Annotated in this window: 14 protein-coding genes; 8 read left to right on the top strand and 6 right to left on the bottom strand. The window is 41.7% G+C overall.

The genetic code is table 11. From position 1 onward, the window contains the following. Complete coding sequence (gene aspS / locus AC19MX_RS09230; protein WP_432400225.1) at positions 1-1,776, bottom strand: aspartate--tRNA ligase; 1,776 nt, start codon at positions 1,774-1,776, stop codon at positions 1-3. A gap of 176 nt (positions 1,777-1,952) precedes the next feature. Beyond that, a complete protein-coding gene (locus AC19MX_RS09235; RefSeq protein ID WP_432400224.1) occupies positions 1,953-4,778 on the bottom strand; it encodes a transporter substrate-binding domain-containing protein in 2,826 nt (941 codons plus the stop codon). A 759-nt stretch (positions 4,779-5,537) separates the two neighbouring features. On the opposite strand from AC19MX_RS09235, the gene cmoA reads away from it, so the two are divergent. The 8 genes from cmoA (at position 5,538) to AC19MX_RS09275 (ending at position 14,457) form a co-directional block, all read left to right on the top strand. Then, positions 5,538-6,269, top strand: a complete 732-nt coding sequence (cmoA, locus tag AC19MX_RS09240) for a carboxy-S-adenosyl-L-methionine synthase CmoA (protein ID WP_432400223.1) — start codon at positions 5,538-5,540, stop codon at positions 6,267-6,269. Further along, positions 6,266-7,258 (top strand): tRNA 5-methoxyuridine(34)/uridine 5-oxyacetic acid(34) synthase CmoB, encoded by a 993-nt coding sequence (gene cmoB / locus AC19MX_RS09245; protein ID WP_432400222.1) that lies wholly within the window; start codon positions 6,266-6,268, stop codon positions 7,256-7,258. Before cmoA ends, cmoB begins: the two co-directional genes overlap by 4 nt. 25 nt (positions 7,259-7,283) lie before the next feature. After that, a complete protein-coding gene (locus tag AC19MX_RS09250; RefSeq protein ID WP_432400221.1) occupies positions 7,284-8,057 on the top strand; it encodes an ATP-dependent zinc protease family protein in 774 nt (257 codons plus the stop codon). An 8-nt stretch (positions 8,058-8,065) separates the two neighbouring features. After that, positions 8,066-9,574 (top strand): UUP1 family membrane protein, encoded by a 1,509-nt coding sequence (locus tag AC19MX_RS09255; RefSeq protein ID WP_432400220.1) that lies wholly within the window; start codon positions 8,066-8,068, stop codon positions 9,572-9,574. Continuing rightward, positions 9,574-10,530, top strand: coding sequence for an alpha-L-glutamate ligase-like protein (locus AC19MX_RS09260; RefSeq protein ID WP_432400219.1), 957 nt, complete (start codon positions 9,574-9,576; stop codon positions 10,528-10,530). Before AC19MX_RS09255 ends, AC19MX_RS09260 begins: the two co-directional genes overlap by 1 nt. Then, on the top strand, positions 10,493-12,271 hold the full coding sequence (locus AC19MX_RS09265; protein WP_432400218.1) for a hypothetical protein: 1,779 nt from the start codon (positions 10,493-10,495) through the stop codon (positions 12,269-12,271). Before AC19MX_RS09260 ends, AC19MX_RS09265 begins: the two co-directional genes overlap by 38 nt. Beyond that, positions 12,249-13,409: a DUF3541 domain-containing protein gene (locus tag AC19MX_RS09270; RefSeq protein WP_432400217.1), complete on the top strand. Its 1,161-nt coding sequence runs from the start codon at positions 12,249-12,251 to the stop codon at positions 13,407-13,409. The genes AC19MX_RS09265 and AC19MX_RS09270 overlap by 23 nt, the downstream gene beginning before the upstream one ends. 142 nt (positions 13,410-13,551) lie before the next feature. Next, entirely contained in the window at positions 13,552-14,457 is a 906-nt protein-coding gene (locus tag AC19MX_RS09275) for a LysR family transcriptional regulator (protein ID WP_432400216.1), read from the top strand. 404 nt (positions 14,458-14,861) lie between these two features. On the opposite strand, the gene AC19MX_RS09280 is transcribed toward AC19MX_RS09275, so the two are convergent. From AC19MX_RS09280 to AC19MX_RS09295, 4 genes are all read right to left on the bottom strand, one after another. Next, entirely contained in the window at positions 14,862-16,325 is a 1,464-nt protein-coding gene (locus tag AC19MX_RS09280; RefSeq protein WP_432400215.1) for a putative metalloprotease CJM1_0395 family protein, read from the bottom strand. Between the two features lie 2 nt (positions 16,326-16,327). Next, positions 16,328-16,612: a chemotaxis protein gene (locus AC19MX_RS09285; RefSeq protein WP_432400214.1), complete on the bottom strand. Its 285-nt coding sequence runs from the start codon at positions 16,610-16,612 to the stop codon at positions 16,328-16,330. Between the two features lie 166 nt (positions 16,613-16,778). Then, the gene (thiH, locus tag AC19MX_RS09290; RefSeq protein ID WP_432400213.1) at positions 16,779-17,897 is read right to left on the bottom strand and encodes a 2-iminoacetate synthase ThiH; all 1,119 of its coding nucleotides are present in this window, start codon (positions 17,895-17,897) and stop codon (positions 16,779-16,781) included. Continuing rightward, positions 17,894-18,664 (bottom strand): thiazole synthase, encoded by a 771-nt coding sequence (locus AC19MX_RS09295; protein WP_432400212.1) that lies wholly within the window; start codon positions 18,662-18,664, stop codon positions 17,894-17,896. The genes thiH and AC19MX_RS09295 overlap by 4 nt, the downstream gene beginning before the upstream one ends. Position 18,665: the final 1 nt, after the last annotated feature.

The following is an 18,665-nucleotide window of genomic DNA, read 5'->3' on the forward strand; positions in this document are numbered from 1 at the left end:
CTATTCTTCCGTTTTTGCCTTTTCAATCACGGCAATGCCTAACTCAGTTAACTGAACTGGATTAGCAAAACCTGGCGCGTTAGTGAGCGGACACGCAGCTGTGGTTGTTTTAGGGAATGCCATAACATCGCGAATTGAGGTAGCACCCGTCATAAGCATAATAATACGGTCTAAACCAAATGCTAAACCAGCATGTGGCGGCGTACCATAACGTAATGCTTCAAGTAAGAAGCCAAACTTCTCTTTCGCTTCTTCGGCTTCAATACCTAAAATATTAAATACCGTGCTTTGCATTTCAGCATTGTGAATACGTACAGAACCACCGCCTAATTCGCAGCCATTCAATACCATGTCGTATGCATCAGAAATAGCCGCTGCTGGATCGGCAGTTAATTCTGCTGGGCTAATACCGCGTGGTGCAGTAAATGGGTGGTGGACTGCATGGAAACCGCCATTGATTTTCTCAAACATTGGGAAGTCAACAACCCACATTGGGCGCCATTGACCTTCAAGTAAATCAAAGTCTTCACCCGCTTTTAAGCGCAATGCACCCATGGCTTCTGCAACCACGTTGGCTTTGTCGGCACCAAATAAAATGATGTCGCCAGTTTGTGCACCGGTACGGCTAATAATGTCGTTAACAATGTCTTCAGATAAAAACTTAAGTACTGGAGATTGAATCCCATCCATACCCGCCGTTAAATCGTTAAGCTTCATCCATGCTAAGCCTTTAGCGCCATAAATGCCGGCATACTTAGTGTAATCATCAATTTGCTTACGAGACAATGATGCCCCAGTAGGAATACGAAGCGCTGCTACGCGACCTTCTACATCATTAGCTGGGCCGTTAAATACCGCAAACTCTACGTCTTTAACTAAGTCAGCAATATCCACTAATTCAAGTGGGTTACGTAAGTCTGGCTTATCAGAGCCATAACGCTTCATCGCTTCTGCGTAAGACATACGCGGAAACTCACCTAAATCGACATTGAGCAAGTCTTGAAATAAACCGCGCATCATTTGCTCAGTTTTTTCCATCACTTGCTCTGATGACATAAAGGATGTTTCGATATCGATTTGAGTAAATTCAGGCTGACGATCAGCACGCAAATCTTCATCGCGGAAACATTTCACAATTTGATAGTAACGGTCAAAACCCGACATCATCAGTAATTGTTTAAATAGCTGCGGCGATTGCGGTAATGCAAAGAATTGACCTTTATAAGTACGGCTAGGGACTAAGTAGTCACGCGCACCTTCTGGTGTTGCTTTGGTTAAAATAGGGGTTTCGATGTCTAGGAAGCCATTACCATCTAAGAAACGACGCACGGCACTGGTCACTTTAGCACGGAAGATTAAACGCTCGGCCATTTCTGGGCGACGTAAATCTAGGTAGCGATATTTAAGACGTTGCTCTTCGCTGTTGTTTTGGTAATTGTCCATGCTCAGTGGCAAGGGGGCTGACGCATTGATAATGGTCAGTTGTTTACCCAAGATTTCGATTTCGCCGGTTTTCATTTGTGTATTGATTTGGCTGTCTGGACGAGCACGAACCAATCCTTTTATTTGAACACAAAATTCACTGCGCAGTGTGCTTGCAACGTCAAAGACTTCTTTTAAGTCTGGGTCATAAACAACCTGAACGAGTCCTTCTCTGTCGCGTAAGTCTAAAAACACAACTCCGCCTAAATCACGACTACGGTTTACCCAACCGACTAAAGTAACTTCTTGATCAAGATGAGACTTATTAATGTCTCCACAATAATGACTGCGCATTGAACTCTATCCTTTATCCACAAAGCGGTAGTTTTGGAAATCGAAAACGATAAAAACGGCATTATATACCGTGACTCAAACTTATGCATTGAAGTATCAGTTAGTTTGTGTGAATTAACCATACCTGTCGTACATAAACACGGTTGACTGACTGAAAAACCAACAAAACCTTAGCACTAGTTCATTTTAAATTGATGGCCGCCAATTTTTTTAGCTTGATACATTAACTGATCCGCGGTTTTGAGTAACGACAGTGCGGTATCGGCATCGTCGGCAAATACGGCAATACCGATACTGGCTGAAATATTGACACTAATGCCGTCTATTATTATTGGCTTTTTAAAGGCTAATAATATGTTGTCTGCCACTTGTCGCGCGCTGCCTTTACTGTCGATATGGTTGAGTAGTAATACAAACTCATCACCACCGAATCGGGCAACGGTATCAGACTCTCGTGCACATTTAGACAATAACACCCCGACACGATGCAATAGTTTGTCGCCAACATGATGACCATGAAGGTCGTTAACCACTTTAAAACCATCCAAATCGATAAATAATAATGCAAAGCGTTGATTGTCACGATGATGTGTCAATACCGCTTGCTCGAGCCTGTCTTCCAGTAAATTACGATTGGGCAGGCCCGTTACGTTATCATGATTGGCCATAAATTTAAGGTTATCTTCGGCTTTAATTCTTTTTTCTATTTCGTTATTTAACCGTCGATTCGACATTAAAATAACCAAGGCAATAAGCGCCAAAATAACAAAACCTACCACCGATATTTTTAACCACCGTTGGTATAATAACGAGTCACTATTTAAATCCAGTGCCACCCACTTTTGATACATATTTTGCTGTTCGTTTTCATCCACTGTCGCAATAACACGATCAATCAATGGCACTAAATCTTTAACGCCTGGGAATAAACCTATTCGGCTATGCTGTTCTGTTAATTCAGCGACTAAAGACAATTTTAAACTGGGGTATTGCCCGCCTTTAAGGGTGGCGGCCAATGTGGCAACTTGCTCAACAAACATATCTGCACGGCCATTAATCACCGCATTAATACCGTCTTTGGTATCTGCCACGATAACCAGCTCTATTCCCGGATATTGTTGGCGTAATTGATCAATAATATGGTAACCATCGACAACCGCTAAACGTTTACCGGCAACTTGCGAAATATTAAAAATAGGCGGCTGAGTTAACGAGGTCACTATCGCCCAAGGTGATGGCCAATAAGGCGACGAAAATGCAAGCGTATTCTCTCTTGAGGGGGTTTGTGCCATGCTCGCGACTAAATGGATTTCGCCTTTAGTTAAATCATTTACCATTTTACCAAAATCGTCATAGGCAACAGGAATAATGGTGAGATTAAGCTGCTTAACGAGTAAATTTTTAATGTCGGCATTGACCCCTAAAAACTGACCATTTTTGCCTTGAAACTCCATTGGAGCCCAATTTTTAAGGTAACCCATTTTAATGGCACCTAAACTGCTAATGTATTGCTTTTGCTGGGTTGTTAATTTGATTTTACTTGCGCTTCCAGTAAAAAAGCGGTCGTCTGGATTAATAAGCCATTTACGTTCAATTTGTATTTGTTCTTCAACCGAAATTAAATTAAAGCCCGCTTTAATTCGATCGGCTAGTCCGCTGTCATCAATACGCGTTAGCGTATACATGTCTGTAATAAATTCTATATTGGTATATTGGTGAAACTCAGCCCAGAGTTTATTGGCTAATAAATAGTGTGATGTCATCGCTGCAGAAGATACAAAACCGATAATCTCATCGTTATGTACTGCTTTAATCATTTCATCTAACGTATCGTAAAAACGTAATTGAGCTTTAGGAAATGCGCTTTTAACTTGCCCGATATACGGTGCAGTTGGAAATACGCCAATCCTCATGGTCGATTGTTCGATATTTTCAATGTGTTGTTTACGGCTAAAAAAACGACTTTTAACAGAAATAATATGCCACGCTTGTTTCAAACCTGAGCGCATTTCTTTACTTTCTGGGTAGCCAATCTGAACATCCGCCACACCCGTTTTGACATCGTCAATCGTGCTATTCATATCACCTGTGACAAAGTCGATATTGATACCAGTTTTTTTAGACCATAATTTCCATAGGTCCACTAACATCCCTGCCGGTAGCCCATCCGTCCCCATATCAGCATAGGGCTCTACCCCATTTTGCATGGCAATAACGACACCAGAGGTTTGTTTATGATACCCAAGCCAGCGACGCTCAATTTGCTTAATCACTTTAGGAGAAATTAATTCAAAACCATGATTGATTTTGTCGATAAGTTGTTGATTACCTTTATTTACAGCAGGAGATAACCCTATTTTTTTGATGAGAATACGAGATGAACTGTAAAAGTTAGCGGCAATATCTTGCTCTAATGCGACATTACGTTGATAACCTTCAATCCCTGCGAAAACAAATAAATCGCCATTGGCGGCTGCTTGCAGTAATTGCTCTCGGTTTTTATAACGCTTAAAACTTAATCTTGGCTCAAGATCTTTAAGCATCACTTCATGAGATGAGCCATCAACGATGCCAATTTGATAAGGAATTAAATCACTAATGCGCTTTTTACTGTTAATGGATTTATGAACATAAAGATAGGCATTTAAGGTAGTAAAAGGGTGTGCAAAATCAAATACGCGTGAGCGTTCTGCCGTTTCAGTCATGCCAATATGAACATCAGCATGCTTTTGTTCAAGTTGCGTTAAAGAGGCCAGCCAATGTCGAGCCACAAATCGTACCTTGGTATTGGTAATCGTTGACCACTCACGCCACAAGTCAACTAATATACCTGCAGCATTACCCTGCTCATCTAAATATTCAAAAGGATAAGTGTCTTCGCCCATGACAATCACTAAGGGCTCAGGAGAATACAGCTTAGCATCCTCATCGGCATGAACGGCAGTGGCAGGCAAGCATAGCGACATCAACATGAATGCCAGCGCCCAAGATATCAATTTCAAGTTTTTTCCCTAATACTTTTAATTTTGATGAATAAACAAGCTTGTTTTTATACGCGATATTCTGTTGTTATTCGCGACATACATTAGGGCCTGTAGATCTTTCGAGGTTGTTTTAGCAGCAAATTGTTGGCCACTACTCACATATACAACTGCGCGGCAGAGACTTTGAGGTGTAGTTATTCTACATAAAAAGTCGATAACGCAGTAAAAATGGCCAACAAACGCTGCCCGTAGGGTTCGGCTAAAAACGTTTTACTCTTTGTTGAATGAACTTTGCTTAGATGACTAGGCATCAATCCATTCGCCTCGATTAAAACGTTTTTAACTCAAACAAAATTCAACCAGAAAAGATCAACAGGCCCTAGAGTGTTAAACAAAGTTAATAAGATGGCGAATACTCGCTTTTCTTGTTGAACACGACCGCGACAATCCAATTGTTATATTTATGTAATGCTGAATAAATAATATCATTATTTTTAAGATGATCGCGCTAATTTTATCTTGTTAACATGCCCTGTTGTTGTTTTTATAGTCAATAGCGGAGAGTCGACCAATCAAAATAATTTACTTTGGAAGGCGCTGACGAAAGTCAACGACCATTACTGTACAGATTAACAGCGATAAATAGCAGCCTAAATCAAAAGTATTAACACTATAATGAACTATTTGAAAAAAAACTCACAAAATACTAGCAGGATGCTTGCTGCCATTCACCATGATTAGCTAAAATACACGCAGAATTTTTCCACATAACAGCTCATGAACTCTCAACAAGATACGATTTACGCTCACGCTGCCGATCAGATAGCCGATTTTCAATTTGATCAGCGAGTTGCTGGTGTATTTAATGACATGATCCGTCGTTCTGTCCCAGGTTACGCACAAATAATCAATACGATTGGTGATTTTGCCGATCGCTTCGTAACGCCAAACAGTAATGTCTATGATCTTGGGAGTTCGTTAGGATCTGCTACCTTGAGCATTCGTCGTCAAATTGAAGGTCGAGAATGCCAAATTTATGCCGTTGATAATAGTCAATCGATGATAGACCGCTGCAAGGAAAATCTAGCGGCTTATGTTAGCGATACCCAAGTTAATTTATTATGCGCCGATATAAGAAATATCGAGATTCAAAATGCCTCAATGGTGGTGTTAAACTTTACGCTACAATTTTTACCTATCAACGATCGTGACGCGCTCATCAAGCGTATTTATGACGGTATGCTTCCAGGTGGCATTTTAGTGATATCAGAAAAATTGTATTTTGAAGACGATCAAATTCAAAGCTTGTTAGACAGCCTGCATTTAAATTTTAAGCGGGCTAACGGCTACAGTGAACTTGAAATCAGTCAAAAACGCAGCGCCCTTGAAAATGTGATGCGTCCAGACAGTTTAACGGTGCATCAACAACGGTTAACAGAAAACGGTTTCTCACATTTTTCAGTGTGGTTCCAATGCTTTAATTTTGCATCAATGGTAGCGATTAAATGATTAGTTTTAGTTCTTTTTACAAAGACATTGCCGACTCTAACTTGCAACATTGGTTAGAAAATTTGCCCTCTATTTTAGGCCAATGGCAACGCGACCATAAACACGGTAATTTACCTAAGTGGGAAAAAGTCCTCAATAAACTTAATTACCCACAGCCAGACACCGTTGAATTTACGAGTAGCGTAACCATTGGTTCTGGCGAACAACTGAGCCCAGGACAAACTGAAAAGCTCAGTAACTTACTGGCGGTATTTCAACCTTGGCGTAAAGGTCCGTTTACTGTCCATGGTATTGAAATTGATACAGAATGGCGCAGTGACTGGAAATGGGATAGAGTAAAAGGACATATATCGCCTTTGAAAAACCGTACCGTGCTCGATGTCGGTTGTGGCAGCGGTTACCATATGTGGCGTATGTTAGGTGAAGGCGCAGCAAGGGTGGTGGGTATTGACCCGTCCCCCCTTTTTTTGTGTCAGTTTGAAGCCATTAAACGCTTGGCCGGTAATCAACACCCTGTACACTTATTGCCATTAGGCATTGAAGAATTACCGCCACTGGATGCATTTGACACTGTATTTTCAATGGGGGTGTTATATCATCGCCGTTCACCAATTGATCACTTATTACAACTGCGTGATCAATTAAGAATGGGCGGTGAATTAGTCCTTGAAACACTCGTTATTGATGGCGATGAGAACGCAGTTCTTGTCCCCTTAGACAGATACGGCAAAATGAACAACGTGTGGTTTATCCCCTCTGTTGCGGCCTTAATGTTATGGTTAAAAAAGTGTGAGTTTACCGATATCCGTTGTGTCGATATTGATGTCACCTCACTAAATGAGCAACGTAGCACCCAGTGGATGAAAAATGAATCACTTGTCGATTATCTCGACCCCGATGATGCGAGTTTAACTGTTGAAGGTTATCCCGCCCCCAAACGGGCCATCATTATTGCTACCAAGAATCAACCGAATCACGATTTAGTTTAAATATTACTATTCAACAGGAATTGACATGTTAAAGCAGGTACTTGCTCTATCCGTTGCAGCAGCCCTTATATCGGGTTGTACAGCCACTCAAAAACCAATGACACCACCACTGACTAATGCTGAGTTGAATAGCAGTCTGGTTAATACACAAACTGTCGTTATTGACGCCATTAATGCTCAATGTGCTCAACAAAGTGTAGAAATTAGTGCGCTGTCTGCTGAAATGAGAAAATTAAAAACCCAAGTCAGCACCGCGATGGCCGAACGTCCAAAGACGATTGTGATGCCACCACCCCAACGAGTAAGACCGATTGCCATTCCAGATCAATGTTCTGAAGCCACCATTGGTGAGAAATTTATTTTAGGTGAAGTTGAAAGCGTTTATGTCGATGAAGTGAAAGCTAAGTTTGCTACCCGTATTGACACTGGGGCTGAGTCGTCTTCTTTAGATGCACGAAATATCGTATTATTTGAGCGTGACGGCGTACAATGGGCTCGTTATGACGTAATGACCAATGGTATTGACCAACCCGCGAATACCTTTGAATCAAAAGTAGAAAAGTTTGTTCGTATTAAACAAGACGTTGATTCAGATGATGATCGTCGTCCAGTGATCCACGCGCATTTAAAAATAGGTAAATATTCAGCAGAAACAGATTTAAACCTTGTTGATCGAAGCCACCTAGACTATCCATTATTACTAGGTCGCAAGTTTATGAAAGATATTGCTGTTGTTGATGTAGGCCAAATCTATATCCACGGTAAAGCAAAAGACCAAATAACCACGTTAAATAAATAGGATCAGTAATGCATTCTCGTAAACCGTTTTACATCTTTGTTGCGCTGCTATTTATCATCGGCATCAGCACAAGTATTTACCGTGGAATTGAGCACAATGTGCCTTTCTTGCCTGGTGACCAGGTTCAAAGTTGGGCTGTAGACGCTAAAGTCAGTTTTGTTGGTAACAATCAACCAGCTGAAGTCAACTTTTCATTACCGAACGATCCTGCGTTTGATGTGCTCGTTGAAAACGCGACATCACCAGGTTACGGCTTAACCATTTCTAACGATGTGGCTAATCGTCGTGCTGTATGGTCAATTCGTGAAGCTTCAGGCCCACAAGCCTTATATTACCGAGTGACTTTGGTCCCTACAGGTAAATTAAACATCGAAGCAACTGAAGAGCCTCTCGCACCCGATACCTACTTATGGCCAGCAACAGAGAAGTCAGCGGCTGAGCAGATCACCGAAGAAGTATGGGGCCGTAGTGCCACTAATCTGTCGTTTGCTCAACAATTGATGAATCTAATCAACGACGCTGATCAAAGCCAAAACATGGCATTGTTATTGTCGGCAAACACTTCAACTAATTTGTTTTTGCATATGCTGCACTCTAAAGGTGTCCCTGCGCGCATTGTCAATGGCTTACAATTAGAAGATCAACGTCGTCGCCAACAACTTTCATCTTACGTGCAAGTGTATAATGACGGTGAATGGGTGTTATTTGATGTACCAAATAACAAAAAAGGTCGCGATAACACTCTCGTGTTGTGGGAATATGCTGGCCACTCCGTACTTGATGTCATGGGCGGCACTAATTCATTAGTTAACTTCTCAATGCTGCAAGACACACGTTCTGCATTAGCAACATCTATTGATATGATGATGAATGATGATGTGTGGGATTTTTCGTTATATCAATTACCCCTTGAAGAACAAAGCACGTTTAAAGGTATTCTCTTAATCCCTATCGGAGTATTAGTTGTAGTATTTTTACGGGTAATCGTGGGGATTAAAACATCAGGTACCTTTATGCCTGTGTTAATTGCCTTAGCCTTTATTCAAACAACGTTACTGACTGGCTTAATTGGTTTCTTACTGATTGTGGCATTTGGCTTAATGATCCGTTCCTATCTGTCCACCCTCAATTTACTGCTCATATCCCGAATATCCGCGGTCATAATTGTGGTGATATTTATCATCGGTTTATTCACGCTGATTTCATTCAAGCTAGGTTTAAGTGAGGGATTAACCATTACATTCTTCCCGATGATCATCCTTGCATGGACCATCGAGCGTATGTCTATCCTGTGGGAAGAAGAAGGCCCTAAAAAGGTATTCGTTTCAGGTGGTGGCAGTTTATTTGTCGCAACCCTAGCCTACTTAGCAATGGATAACCAATTAGTACAACATTGGGTGTTTAACTTTTTAGGTATTCACTTAGTGATTTTGGCTCTGGTATTAGTGATGGGTCAATACACTGGTTATCGCCTAACAGAGTTAAAACGCTTTAAACCATTGGTTGGAGAGAAATAATGAAGTACGCCTGGCCTTGGGAATTGAGCCGTAGCGGTGTACTGAATATGAACAGGCGCAATATTAGCTATATTGGTCGTTATAATCAGCGTAAATTTTATAAACGCGTTGATGATAAGTTGATCACTAAGCAACTTGCGCTTGCTAATAACATTGCGGTTCCTGACCTGATTGGTGTTGTCCACGAACAACATAAAATTCAAGAAATTCCAGCCATGGTCAGTGACCGTACTGGTTTTGTTATCAAGCCAGCTAAAGGTTCTGGCGGTAAAGGTATCATGGTGATTACTAAGGTGAACAATGGCTGTTACTACAAGCCCAATGGTCACGAAGTTACTCACAGTGAAATTTACCGGCATGTGTCTAACATTCTCAGTGGATTATTTTCACTGGGCGGTAAGCCTGATGTGGCGATTGTTGAAGGATTAATTGAGTTCGACCCGGTATTTGAAGGCTTCAGTTATGAAGGCGTACCAGACATTCGCTTAATCGTTTTTAAGGGCTTCCCAGTCATGGGAATGCTGCGTTTGTCGACGGCGGCATCAGACGGTAAAGCTAACTTGCACCAAGGTGCTGTTGGTGTCGGATTAGATATCGCGACAGGCAAAAGCTTGCATGCGGTGCAATTCGACTTACCTGTTGATAAGCATCCAGATACCCACTTTCCACTGTCGAACATGACTGTGCCACATTGGGAAACCTTACTTCATACAGCTTCGAGTGCTTATGAAATGTGTGAGCTGGGATATCTGGGTACCGACATGGTATTGGATAAATACAAAGGACCATTACTGCTTGAATTGAACGCCCGCCCAGGGTTAACCATTCAAATAGCCAATGGTAGAGGCCTTTTACCTCGACTTAAACACGTTGAAGCCATGAAAGGCCCAGCAATGTCAGTTGAAGAACGTGTGGCTTATGCTAAAAAGCATTTCTCTAGTAATCCTAAGTTTTAGTTTATTGGCCACAGCAAATGCTGTGGCCAATCCGTTGGCACTGTTTGTAGAGCAGTGCCTTCAATATAAACCTGACTTAAGCACTCTCCAGCAAGAACCTGTTTCCTCAAGTGTGTTCAACGCCGTCGAATTCGAAAAACAAACGCTTGCGCTGAATAATATTAACGACCGTATTCAATACTACCGCCCTTTTGCCACTGACTCGTTAAGCAAACAAGGATTATTGTGGTGCCAATTACATTTAGCCGATGAGCTTTATGAGTTAACCGCAGCCAATCAAACTCAACAGCTTATTGATTCATTACACTCTCTATCAGCACCCTATAATCAATTAGCCGAACGCCTTCAAAGTGTAAAAAAAACACAATGGAGTTTGACTGAAAAATCAAAACTGCATAGCGCCCAGGCTACCGTCAATCAAGCGTTGTCCGAACGTCAATTACAGATGCAATTCAACGATGAACAATGCTTATTAGCCAGTCAGTCTGTCGTCGATGAGAATACGCAACAAGCTAGCACCAACATTGATATCCACATTGCTAAATATTTACTTAAACAACCTAACGCACAATGTCGTCAACAAGCTTGGTTTGCTTATCAATTGCGCGCTAAATCCAAATTACTTGCCGCTATGGCTTACATTCATGAATTACAGCAGCAAAGAGCAATCGAACAAGGTTATCTAAACGCGGCAGAACTTGCGTTAGCACCCTATGATCTCACGCCTGCAATGCTTAATCGATTTTTGGATACGCAAACCAAGTCAATCGGCATAGCTCCCTGGGATATAGCGCAAGCGTTATTCCTCACTCAAAAAGCGGCCCCGATTGAAGCGGTATCTAGCCAAGGTTATTTATCGCAATTATTTGATCAGTTAATACCACTGGGAATTCGCATTGAGTATATTGCTCAGCCAGACACTGTAAGTGATTCAAAAAACGATAACATCAATATCATTAGAATATGGCATCAGCAACGCTTATTAGGTGAGATATACACTTACCCGCTCTCGCAACAGCAACCTCAGCAGTCATCGAAATCAGCCTTATCCATTAGCGGCCAGCTCATAAAACAAACTGTAATCGGTCATCAATTTGGCCAATATGCTCTGAGTTTCCCTGCAATATTGACGACACAAAAACAACAACAAAAACTGATTGCAGCACTTAGCGATGCCATTGTGTCTTTGGCCCAAGGTGGACAATTTTATTTGCTCGCCCATAAAACTCAAAATAAACAACAGCACGCGATTGCAAGTTTATGGTTAAACCATTATCTGACTCAATTACAACCATTTTCACCCACTTCAGAACGAGAACAACTCGCACTTCAATATCAACAACAAATGAGAGTGTTTAGATCTAAAGTCGCGCTCCATTATTATCAATTTTCAGGTAATTTAGATAACAGTGATTGGCTAGCATTCAACACTGAATTGTCAGCAGCGTTTGCCGACAGTTTTGGCCAATCGTGGCCGAGTGCCACTGATGCAATATATAGCTACCAAGCTATTGCTAATGAAGGAATTAGCCATTATCTTCCACTATGGCAAGATGCTGTGGCACAATTGATCATTACCCAAAGTGCAACCCAACATTCAAGCCTAGATATTTTTAATCTGTTGATTGTTAACGAGGCGTATTTGCCTTTTAACGAGCAACTTATGCAACTTATCGGCTCACCAATAGACCCTCATTCACTTATTTGGAGATTTAAACATGCTAGAACTGCGCAAGAGTAAAACACTCTCGTATCTAATATTGTCAGCTAGCTTATTAAGTAGTGTGGCGTTTGCGAAAGAGTCGATTGAAACGGTCCCGCACAATTTAACTGCAGATCAAGTTTATCAAGGGATTAAGACAAACTTAGAAAGCAATCTTTATTCGCTGCCTCCTCGAGTGCAAGGACACTATGCGATACGTCAATATCGTATGACCGGTGAAGATAAGTACGCTAATGGTTCGTTAATCGATTTGTTGACCATTGCCGAACAACAAGCTTTTTACAATTGTAATTTAGATAAACCCGGTTTCAGTAAGGCTGAATCACAAAAAGAAGTGGCCAAAATCAAATCGGGTATACGAGGCGATGCGCGCAAGTTAGCCATTGCCCCCTACCCTGAATTTATGTTTTATAGCGACATATTACTGCGCTACGCCAGTCGTGTGGATGAGTTTGGCTTTAAAGGACCATGTCATGATTTAATGATAAAAACCCTTAAAAAGGCTGATTTGGCCCCAGCATTGACAGACAAAAAAATGATTAAAGCCTGGGCTGCACAATTAATTAACTATGTTTTTTGGGCTAAACAAATGGGCGTAGGTGACTATTACTCTGCCTATAAAAAAGCGTTTATCAACGCCTATCCTGATAATGAAGATGCCAGCCTAGACAAGAGCCAGTATAAAAATAAAATATACGGCATGACGCACTTTATTTTTGCCGCCAGCGGATACTATCAACGCCCAGTAGATGCCAAAGAATATCAATGGATTTTGACTTACTTTGAAAAAAATATTGATCGCATTTTAAAAGACACCACAGAAGATATTATTACTGAAGTGGGAATTGGTTTCTTAATCACCGGCAATGGCAATAACCCTGTCGTTGATAAAGTCAAAAAACATGTGATTGCGGCTTATAATCCCCAGTTTAAGATGATCCCATCACCAAAAGGTGAAGCTATTTTATCGTCTGGTGAACACAGAAACGTATTAGCCATGATGCTTCTGCATTGGCCTGAGACGTTACATAAAGGACCATATTTGAACGATATTTCAAGCACTAAACGTTATCTGCCTAAGCTTGTAACACCTAATGCAGTAACCACAACACTGGTCACACCTAAGATAACGGCAACCAAGACTAATGCTCATTAATCTGTCGAAGGCGTAACTACCTTTTACTCAATAAGAATCAAAGTGTTAATCAAGTTACAGTAATAAATCAAAGGCAAATGCACTGCATTTGCCTTTTTTATATGTCAAAATATTCATTCTTTTATACTATTCGGACACATTAATGAGTAGAGCTAAATCAACATTAGAGCAATGGCGCATCGTGCAAGCAGTCGTTGATTTTGGCGGGTATGCTCAAGCTGCTGAACAATTGAGTAAAAGCCAGTCTTCGCTTAACCATGCTGTGGCAAAGTTACAACATCAACTCGGTATTAATTTGCTTGAAGTGAAGGGGCGTAAAGCTTATCTCACCGAGCAAGGCGAAGTGTTGCTTCGCCGTTCACGTCACTTAACTCAGTCAGTTGATGAGCTAGAACAACTTGCGACAAATTTAGGGCAAGGCTGGGAGCCGAATTTAACCATTGCTCGTGAGATTATCTACCCAATAGACACGCTCGTTGAAGCACTGAATGCATTTTTACCACAAAGTCGCGGCACACGAGTCACCATTCTCGATTCAGTCATCACCGGGACTCAGGAGTTGATACAAAATAACCAAGTTGATATCGCCATTTGTGCTGCATCACCCAAAGGTCATATTTCTGAACCTTTATGCGAAGCGGTATTTGAATTAGTCTGCCATCCTGAACACCCTCTTGCGCAACTCAATGACATTGAAGACGACAAACAACTTGCCCAACACTTGCAAATCGTCATTAAAGACACAGGACTTAAATCAAGTAATGATATTGGTTGGCTAAAAGCCGAGCAGCGTTGGACAGTGTCTAACTTTCACGAAGCGAAATCGATTTTACTGCGCAACATTGGTTTTTGCTGGATGCCAAGTTTTGTGATTGCACAGGAATTGGCCACTAAGCAACTGACTCGCTTGCAATTACGTGGCAGCACTCAACGTAAAGTCATTTTAAATCTTGTCATCCCAAATAGAGATCAACAAGGCCCTGCTTCCAAGTTACTTGAAAATCTCATTTTGCAGCAGCATAAATTACCGATGAATCCACACCAGTAAAATACCAATCCGCATTAATAAGTGACCACTCAGAATACGTCCAATGATTATTGATTAATACCAATTCCATTAATTATCTGGTCATTCAGCGGGAGTTCTGTGTCTTCTAGGCAAGTAATAGAATTGTAGGCATAGTTGTTCTACGTCAAAATGCTATTAAGCAGCATGGAAGGCACAGAAACCCGCCTTACAGGAGACACTCAGACCGTTCATTTCTTTGTTGCATTGCCTTAAAGGGAATAACCATTATCTCAACAATGCGCCTCAAACTGAACAATCTGAGTGGCTCTGATTGGTCACATAATTAATAGAATTGGTATAAGGCGTCGCTCTGTAGTCATGCTTGTTGCCTTCCAAATAGCAAAAACTGCCGGGTATGCCTCAGTAAATGAATACAAGATTGATTATACGTAAAATTCAAAACCTGGTGGCTGTGCCTGGGAGGAAGTTTGATGTAAAAGTTGATTTTGATAAGGATTATAACGACTAGCGGAATTGAGTTGTTGATTAATGCCATTTGCCGACATAGATTGTATATCAGCACCCCTCGAGGTAACACTTGATGAGGTTTGCGAAGCTGTGAGTGTTGCGTTAACAATTGGCTTAGAGGCGATTGATTGGGAGTTTAGCGGCTCAGCAGAGCTGGTATAGGGAGTCGCTGATGCGGCAATGGTATTGTCACTATTCGATTGTTTTTGCATAAAAGGAGCAAGAGGGTCACGGTTATCTGGTTGTTTAAAGATTTGGCCTAATTCAGTCATATGCTCACTGTCTTGAGTACTCATTACCGACTGTTGACGCTCCACAACTAAAGCTTGTTTAGCCTCGTTCATATACTGTACTGCTTGTGCTGCAACACGAATATCGGCCATAGAGGGTTGAACTGGCGCCATTGCCGCAGCGTAAACTTTTTGCATTTTACTTAAGGTTGCTTGTGGATCACCACTGATAGGAGCGACATCAATACTGACTTCACCATCTACAGCATAACGTCTGCCATCTGGACCTTTTTCATATTCGTAACTCGGGCTTTGCGCAAAGCTTCCCCCTACCGCTGCATGAGCTTGTTCGTGAGTTTTCACTTCGATATCTCGTTTACTCAACTCAGAAATCTGTTGCGCTTCAGCTTGATCTATCTGCTGTTGTTTCTGCGCTATTTGTTTATTAATTTGCTCTTTAGCTGCTGCGCTCTCTTGTTGAGATTGCTCATTTGCGGCTTGCTCTACTTCGGCATCATTTGAAGTTACGTTAGCATCCGTGGTTGAGGTTACATTACTGGTCATCGCCTGCCCATTTGCAGGCGTTTCTGATTGAGGCTCAGTTGTGGATATAAAACGGTTTACTGTACTTGGTTGATCATTAACATCAGTAAATACCACAGGTTGAAATGGTGTTGCCTGCTGAGATTCCGTGGTTTTATAATTGGTTGGTGACTGAACCGTATTAGCCTGTACAGTGCTTGTTTGAAAATGGGTCGATTGAGCACTGACTTGAGCAGATGCATTCGATGAACCACTATTGGATACAGACGTTTTTTGTAACACCGCTGCAATATTCATTGGGCCACTTTTTAAGCTATAGCTTGCGTTCACTGGCTGGATAGATGATGCGGATGATACTGGCGCTGTATTTGAAAGCGGTGTATCTGAAATTGATGTGTTAGATAATACAGGACTTGAACGTAGTGATTTTACCGAATTAACGACGGGAGTGCTTGTTGAAATATTAGCTGATGCATTACGAGATGTTGTATATGAGCTGGTATGTGAACTATTACTACGACCATAAACGGAAGTGTGGCCACTTCCGCTTTTATGCGTCGCGGGTGTCGCGACGCTCATTGATGCGGGACTGATTACCGCGTTCATTGTTACACTTCGATATCAATCAAACTACCAATCGTTTCAGATGCAGCTTCAATGACTTTGGCAGAAGCTTGCCCTTGATTTACCGATTCAGTAGCCGAAATTAATGCAGAAGTCTGATCATTAGCTGTTACCGCTTGCGAACTTAAGGTAACAGTATCTTGAGTTGATGTTGGGACTGCGGGTTTTTGTTGATCAGGTATCGCCACAGACGTGGTTGCTTGCGCTAAACCTTGTTGTGCACTTTGCAATCCCTGCATACCTGATGCATACGCTGATTGAACTTGCATAATACGCTCCTGGCTATTAACCGTAATCTAAAGATGTATTGTTACTGTATCAATTTTAGCCTAAAGCTAAAATAAAAAGTGACAATTAAGTCGTAAAATAACTAATAATTATTATGGCGTAAACACCCATAAATGTACAGTTTTTAAGCATAACAAACAGAGTGAGTTATTGATTTATCCAGGCCATCTCCCAATCTTTCCATAAGGGATTGAAACCAAGCTGTTTAAGCCGATAAACAACTTGTTCAACTGAGCGATCATCACTGATTTCAAATTGATCGAGCTGGGTGCTAGGGTTCAAATACCCTCCTGGTTGCGTCGAGCTTCCTGCACTTAAGTGAGTGATCCCCAAGGCCCATAAATTATCGCGTAAACTGGCTAGTTCTCTAGTCGATAAGCTAATTTCGACTTGGGGATTAAATAATCTAAAGGCACAGATAAGCTGAACTAAACCGGCATCACTGAGCTCGACTTTGGGTGTAATACCTCCGGTGCAAGGCCGAAGTCTTGGCAATGAAATACTGTATCGAGTGCGCCAATAGGTTTGTTCGAGATACTGTAAGTGATGTCCCATAAAGAGTGCATCAAGACGCCAATCATCAAGGCCTAGTAGCACCCCTAACCCTATTTTATCAATACCCGCCTTAGCAATTCGGTCGGCTGTGGCTAATCGATAGTTAAAATCTTGTTTCTTACCCCGAGTATGATGTTGAGCATAGGTGTGCGGCCGGTACGTTTCCTGGTACACCATGACTGAATCGAGACCAAGCTTAGCCAAACGCTGATAATGAACCGTTTCAAGTGGCTGCACTTCCATAGCCACGTGACTAAACTTGGCTTTAACCTGCGGTAAAATGGCTGCAAAATAATCGATACCGACTTTGGTTTCATGCTCGCCAGACACCAACAATACTGAATCGAAGCCACGTTGCTTAATAATAGCCATCTCTTGATTTAATTCATCTTGGCTCAATGTTTTACGCTTAACTTTGTTACTCATGCTAAAGCCGCAATAATCACATTCATTTGCACATAAGTTCGATACATACAAAGGTAAAAACAAACCAAGGTTAGCACCAAAGCGTTGTCGCGTTAATGCCGCGGCTTGTTGTGCCATGGGTTCTAAATAGGCCATTGCCGCTGGTGATAATAGCGCCATTAAACTCGATAAATTACCCGTGGGCTGTAATAGTGCTCGCTCAACATCTTGCGCTGTCGTTGAATAAAGTTTCAGTGACATTGCATCGGCATTGAGTGTTACAAATTCATCAACAAATGATGTCATACATTGAGCCCCAAAAAGCCTGTTAGAGGACTGGTCGCTAAAGCTTGACGATTGACATGCCCAAGTCCCGCTTCGTATGCTTGTCGACCCGCGATAACAGCTTGAGCAAAACATTGAGCCATTTTTTCAGGTTGGGCACTGCTGGCAATCGCGGTGTTAACTAATACAGCATCGGCGCCCATTTCCATTGCGCGGCATGCTTGAGAAGGTGAGCCAATACCAGCATCAATAATCACCGGCACTTGTGCCTGCTCAATAATAATGTTTAAAAAGGTTTCTGTTGCCAGCCCTTGATTACTTCCAATTGGGCTACCCAATGGCATAACCGCTGCGCAGCCAACATCTTCAAGACGTCGACACAACACAGGGTCTGCATGCACATAAGGCAGCACCACAAAACCGTCATCGCATAACTGCTTTGCTGCTAGTAATGTTTCAATAGGATCGGGCATCAAATATTTAGGATCGGGATGGATTTCCAATTTTATCCATTTAGTGCCGAGCATCTCATAGGCTAAATGCGCCGCAAAAATGGCTTCTTTGGCATTGCGAGCCCCTGCCGTGTTGGGCAGTAATTTCACCCCTAATGATTGCAATGGCGCTAACAGGTTGTCGTGGTTAGCATGTAAATCAATGCGTTTCATCGCTAATGTCACCAACTGTGATTGAGACTGCGCGATTGCGGCTAACATAATGTCTTGATGACTAAACTTACCTGTTCCAGTAAATAACCGAGAGGTAAATTGATGACCGGAAATCGTTAACATA

The sequence above is a fragment of the Shewanella sp. MF05956 genome (genome assembly GCF_059758055.1).

Excerpts from the sequence above, each read along its gene's own strand:
- AC19MX_RS09275 (WP_432400216.1), top strand. The coding sequence starts at position 13,552 with ATGAGTAGAGCTAAATCAACATTAGAGCAATGGCGCATCGTGCAAGCA.
- AC19MX_RS09260 (WP_432400219.1), top strand. The coding sequence starts at position 9,574 with ATGAAGTACGCCTGGCCTTGGGAATTGAGCCGTAGCGGTGTACTGAAT.
- AC19MX_RS09280 (WP_432400215.1), bottom strand. The coding sequence starts at position 16,325 with ATGAACGCGGTAATCAGTCCCGCATCAATGAGCGTCGCGACACCCGCG.
- AC19MX_RS09265 (WP_432400218.1), top strand. The coding sequence starts at position 10,493 with ATGCTAAAAAGCATTTCTCTAGTAATCCTAAGTTTTAGTTTATTGGCC.
- cmoA (WP_432400223.1), top strand. The coding sequence starts at position 5,538 with ATGAACTCTCAACAAGATACGATTTACGCTCACGCTGCCGATCAGATA.
- thiH (WP_432400213.1), bottom strand. The coding sequence starts at position 17,897 with ATGACATCATTTGTTGATGAATTTGTAACACTCAATGCCGATGCAATG.
- AC19MX_RS09285 (WP_432400214.1), bottom strand. The coding sequence starts at position 16,612 with ATGCAAGTTCAATCAGCGTATGCATCAGGTATGCAGGGATTGCAAAGT.
- cmoB (WP_432400222.1), top strand. The coding sequence starts at position 6,266 with ATGATTAGTTTTAGTTCTTTTTACAAAGACATTGCCGACTCTAACTTG.
- aspS (WP_432400225.1), bottom strand. The coding sequence starts at position 1,776 with ATGCGCAGTCATTATTGTGGAGACATTAATAAGTCTCATCTTGATCAA.
- AC19MX_RS09295 (WP_432400212.1), bottom strand. The coding sequence starts at position 18,664 with ATGTTAACGATTTCCGGTCATCAATTTACCTCTCGGTTATTTACTGGA.
- AC19MX_RS09250 (WP_432400221.1), top strand. The coding sequence starts at position 7,284 with ATGTTAAAGCAGGTACTTGCTCTATCCGTTGCAGCAGCCCTTATATCG.
- AC19MX_RS09270 (WP_432400217.1), top strand. The coding sequence starts at position 12,249 with ATGCTAGAACTGCGCAAGAGTAAAACACTCTCGTATCTAATATTGTCA.
- AC19MX_RS09255 (WP_432400220.1), top strand. The coding sequence starts at position 8,066 with ATGCATTCTCGTAAACCGTTTTACATCTTTGTTGCGCTGCTATTTATC.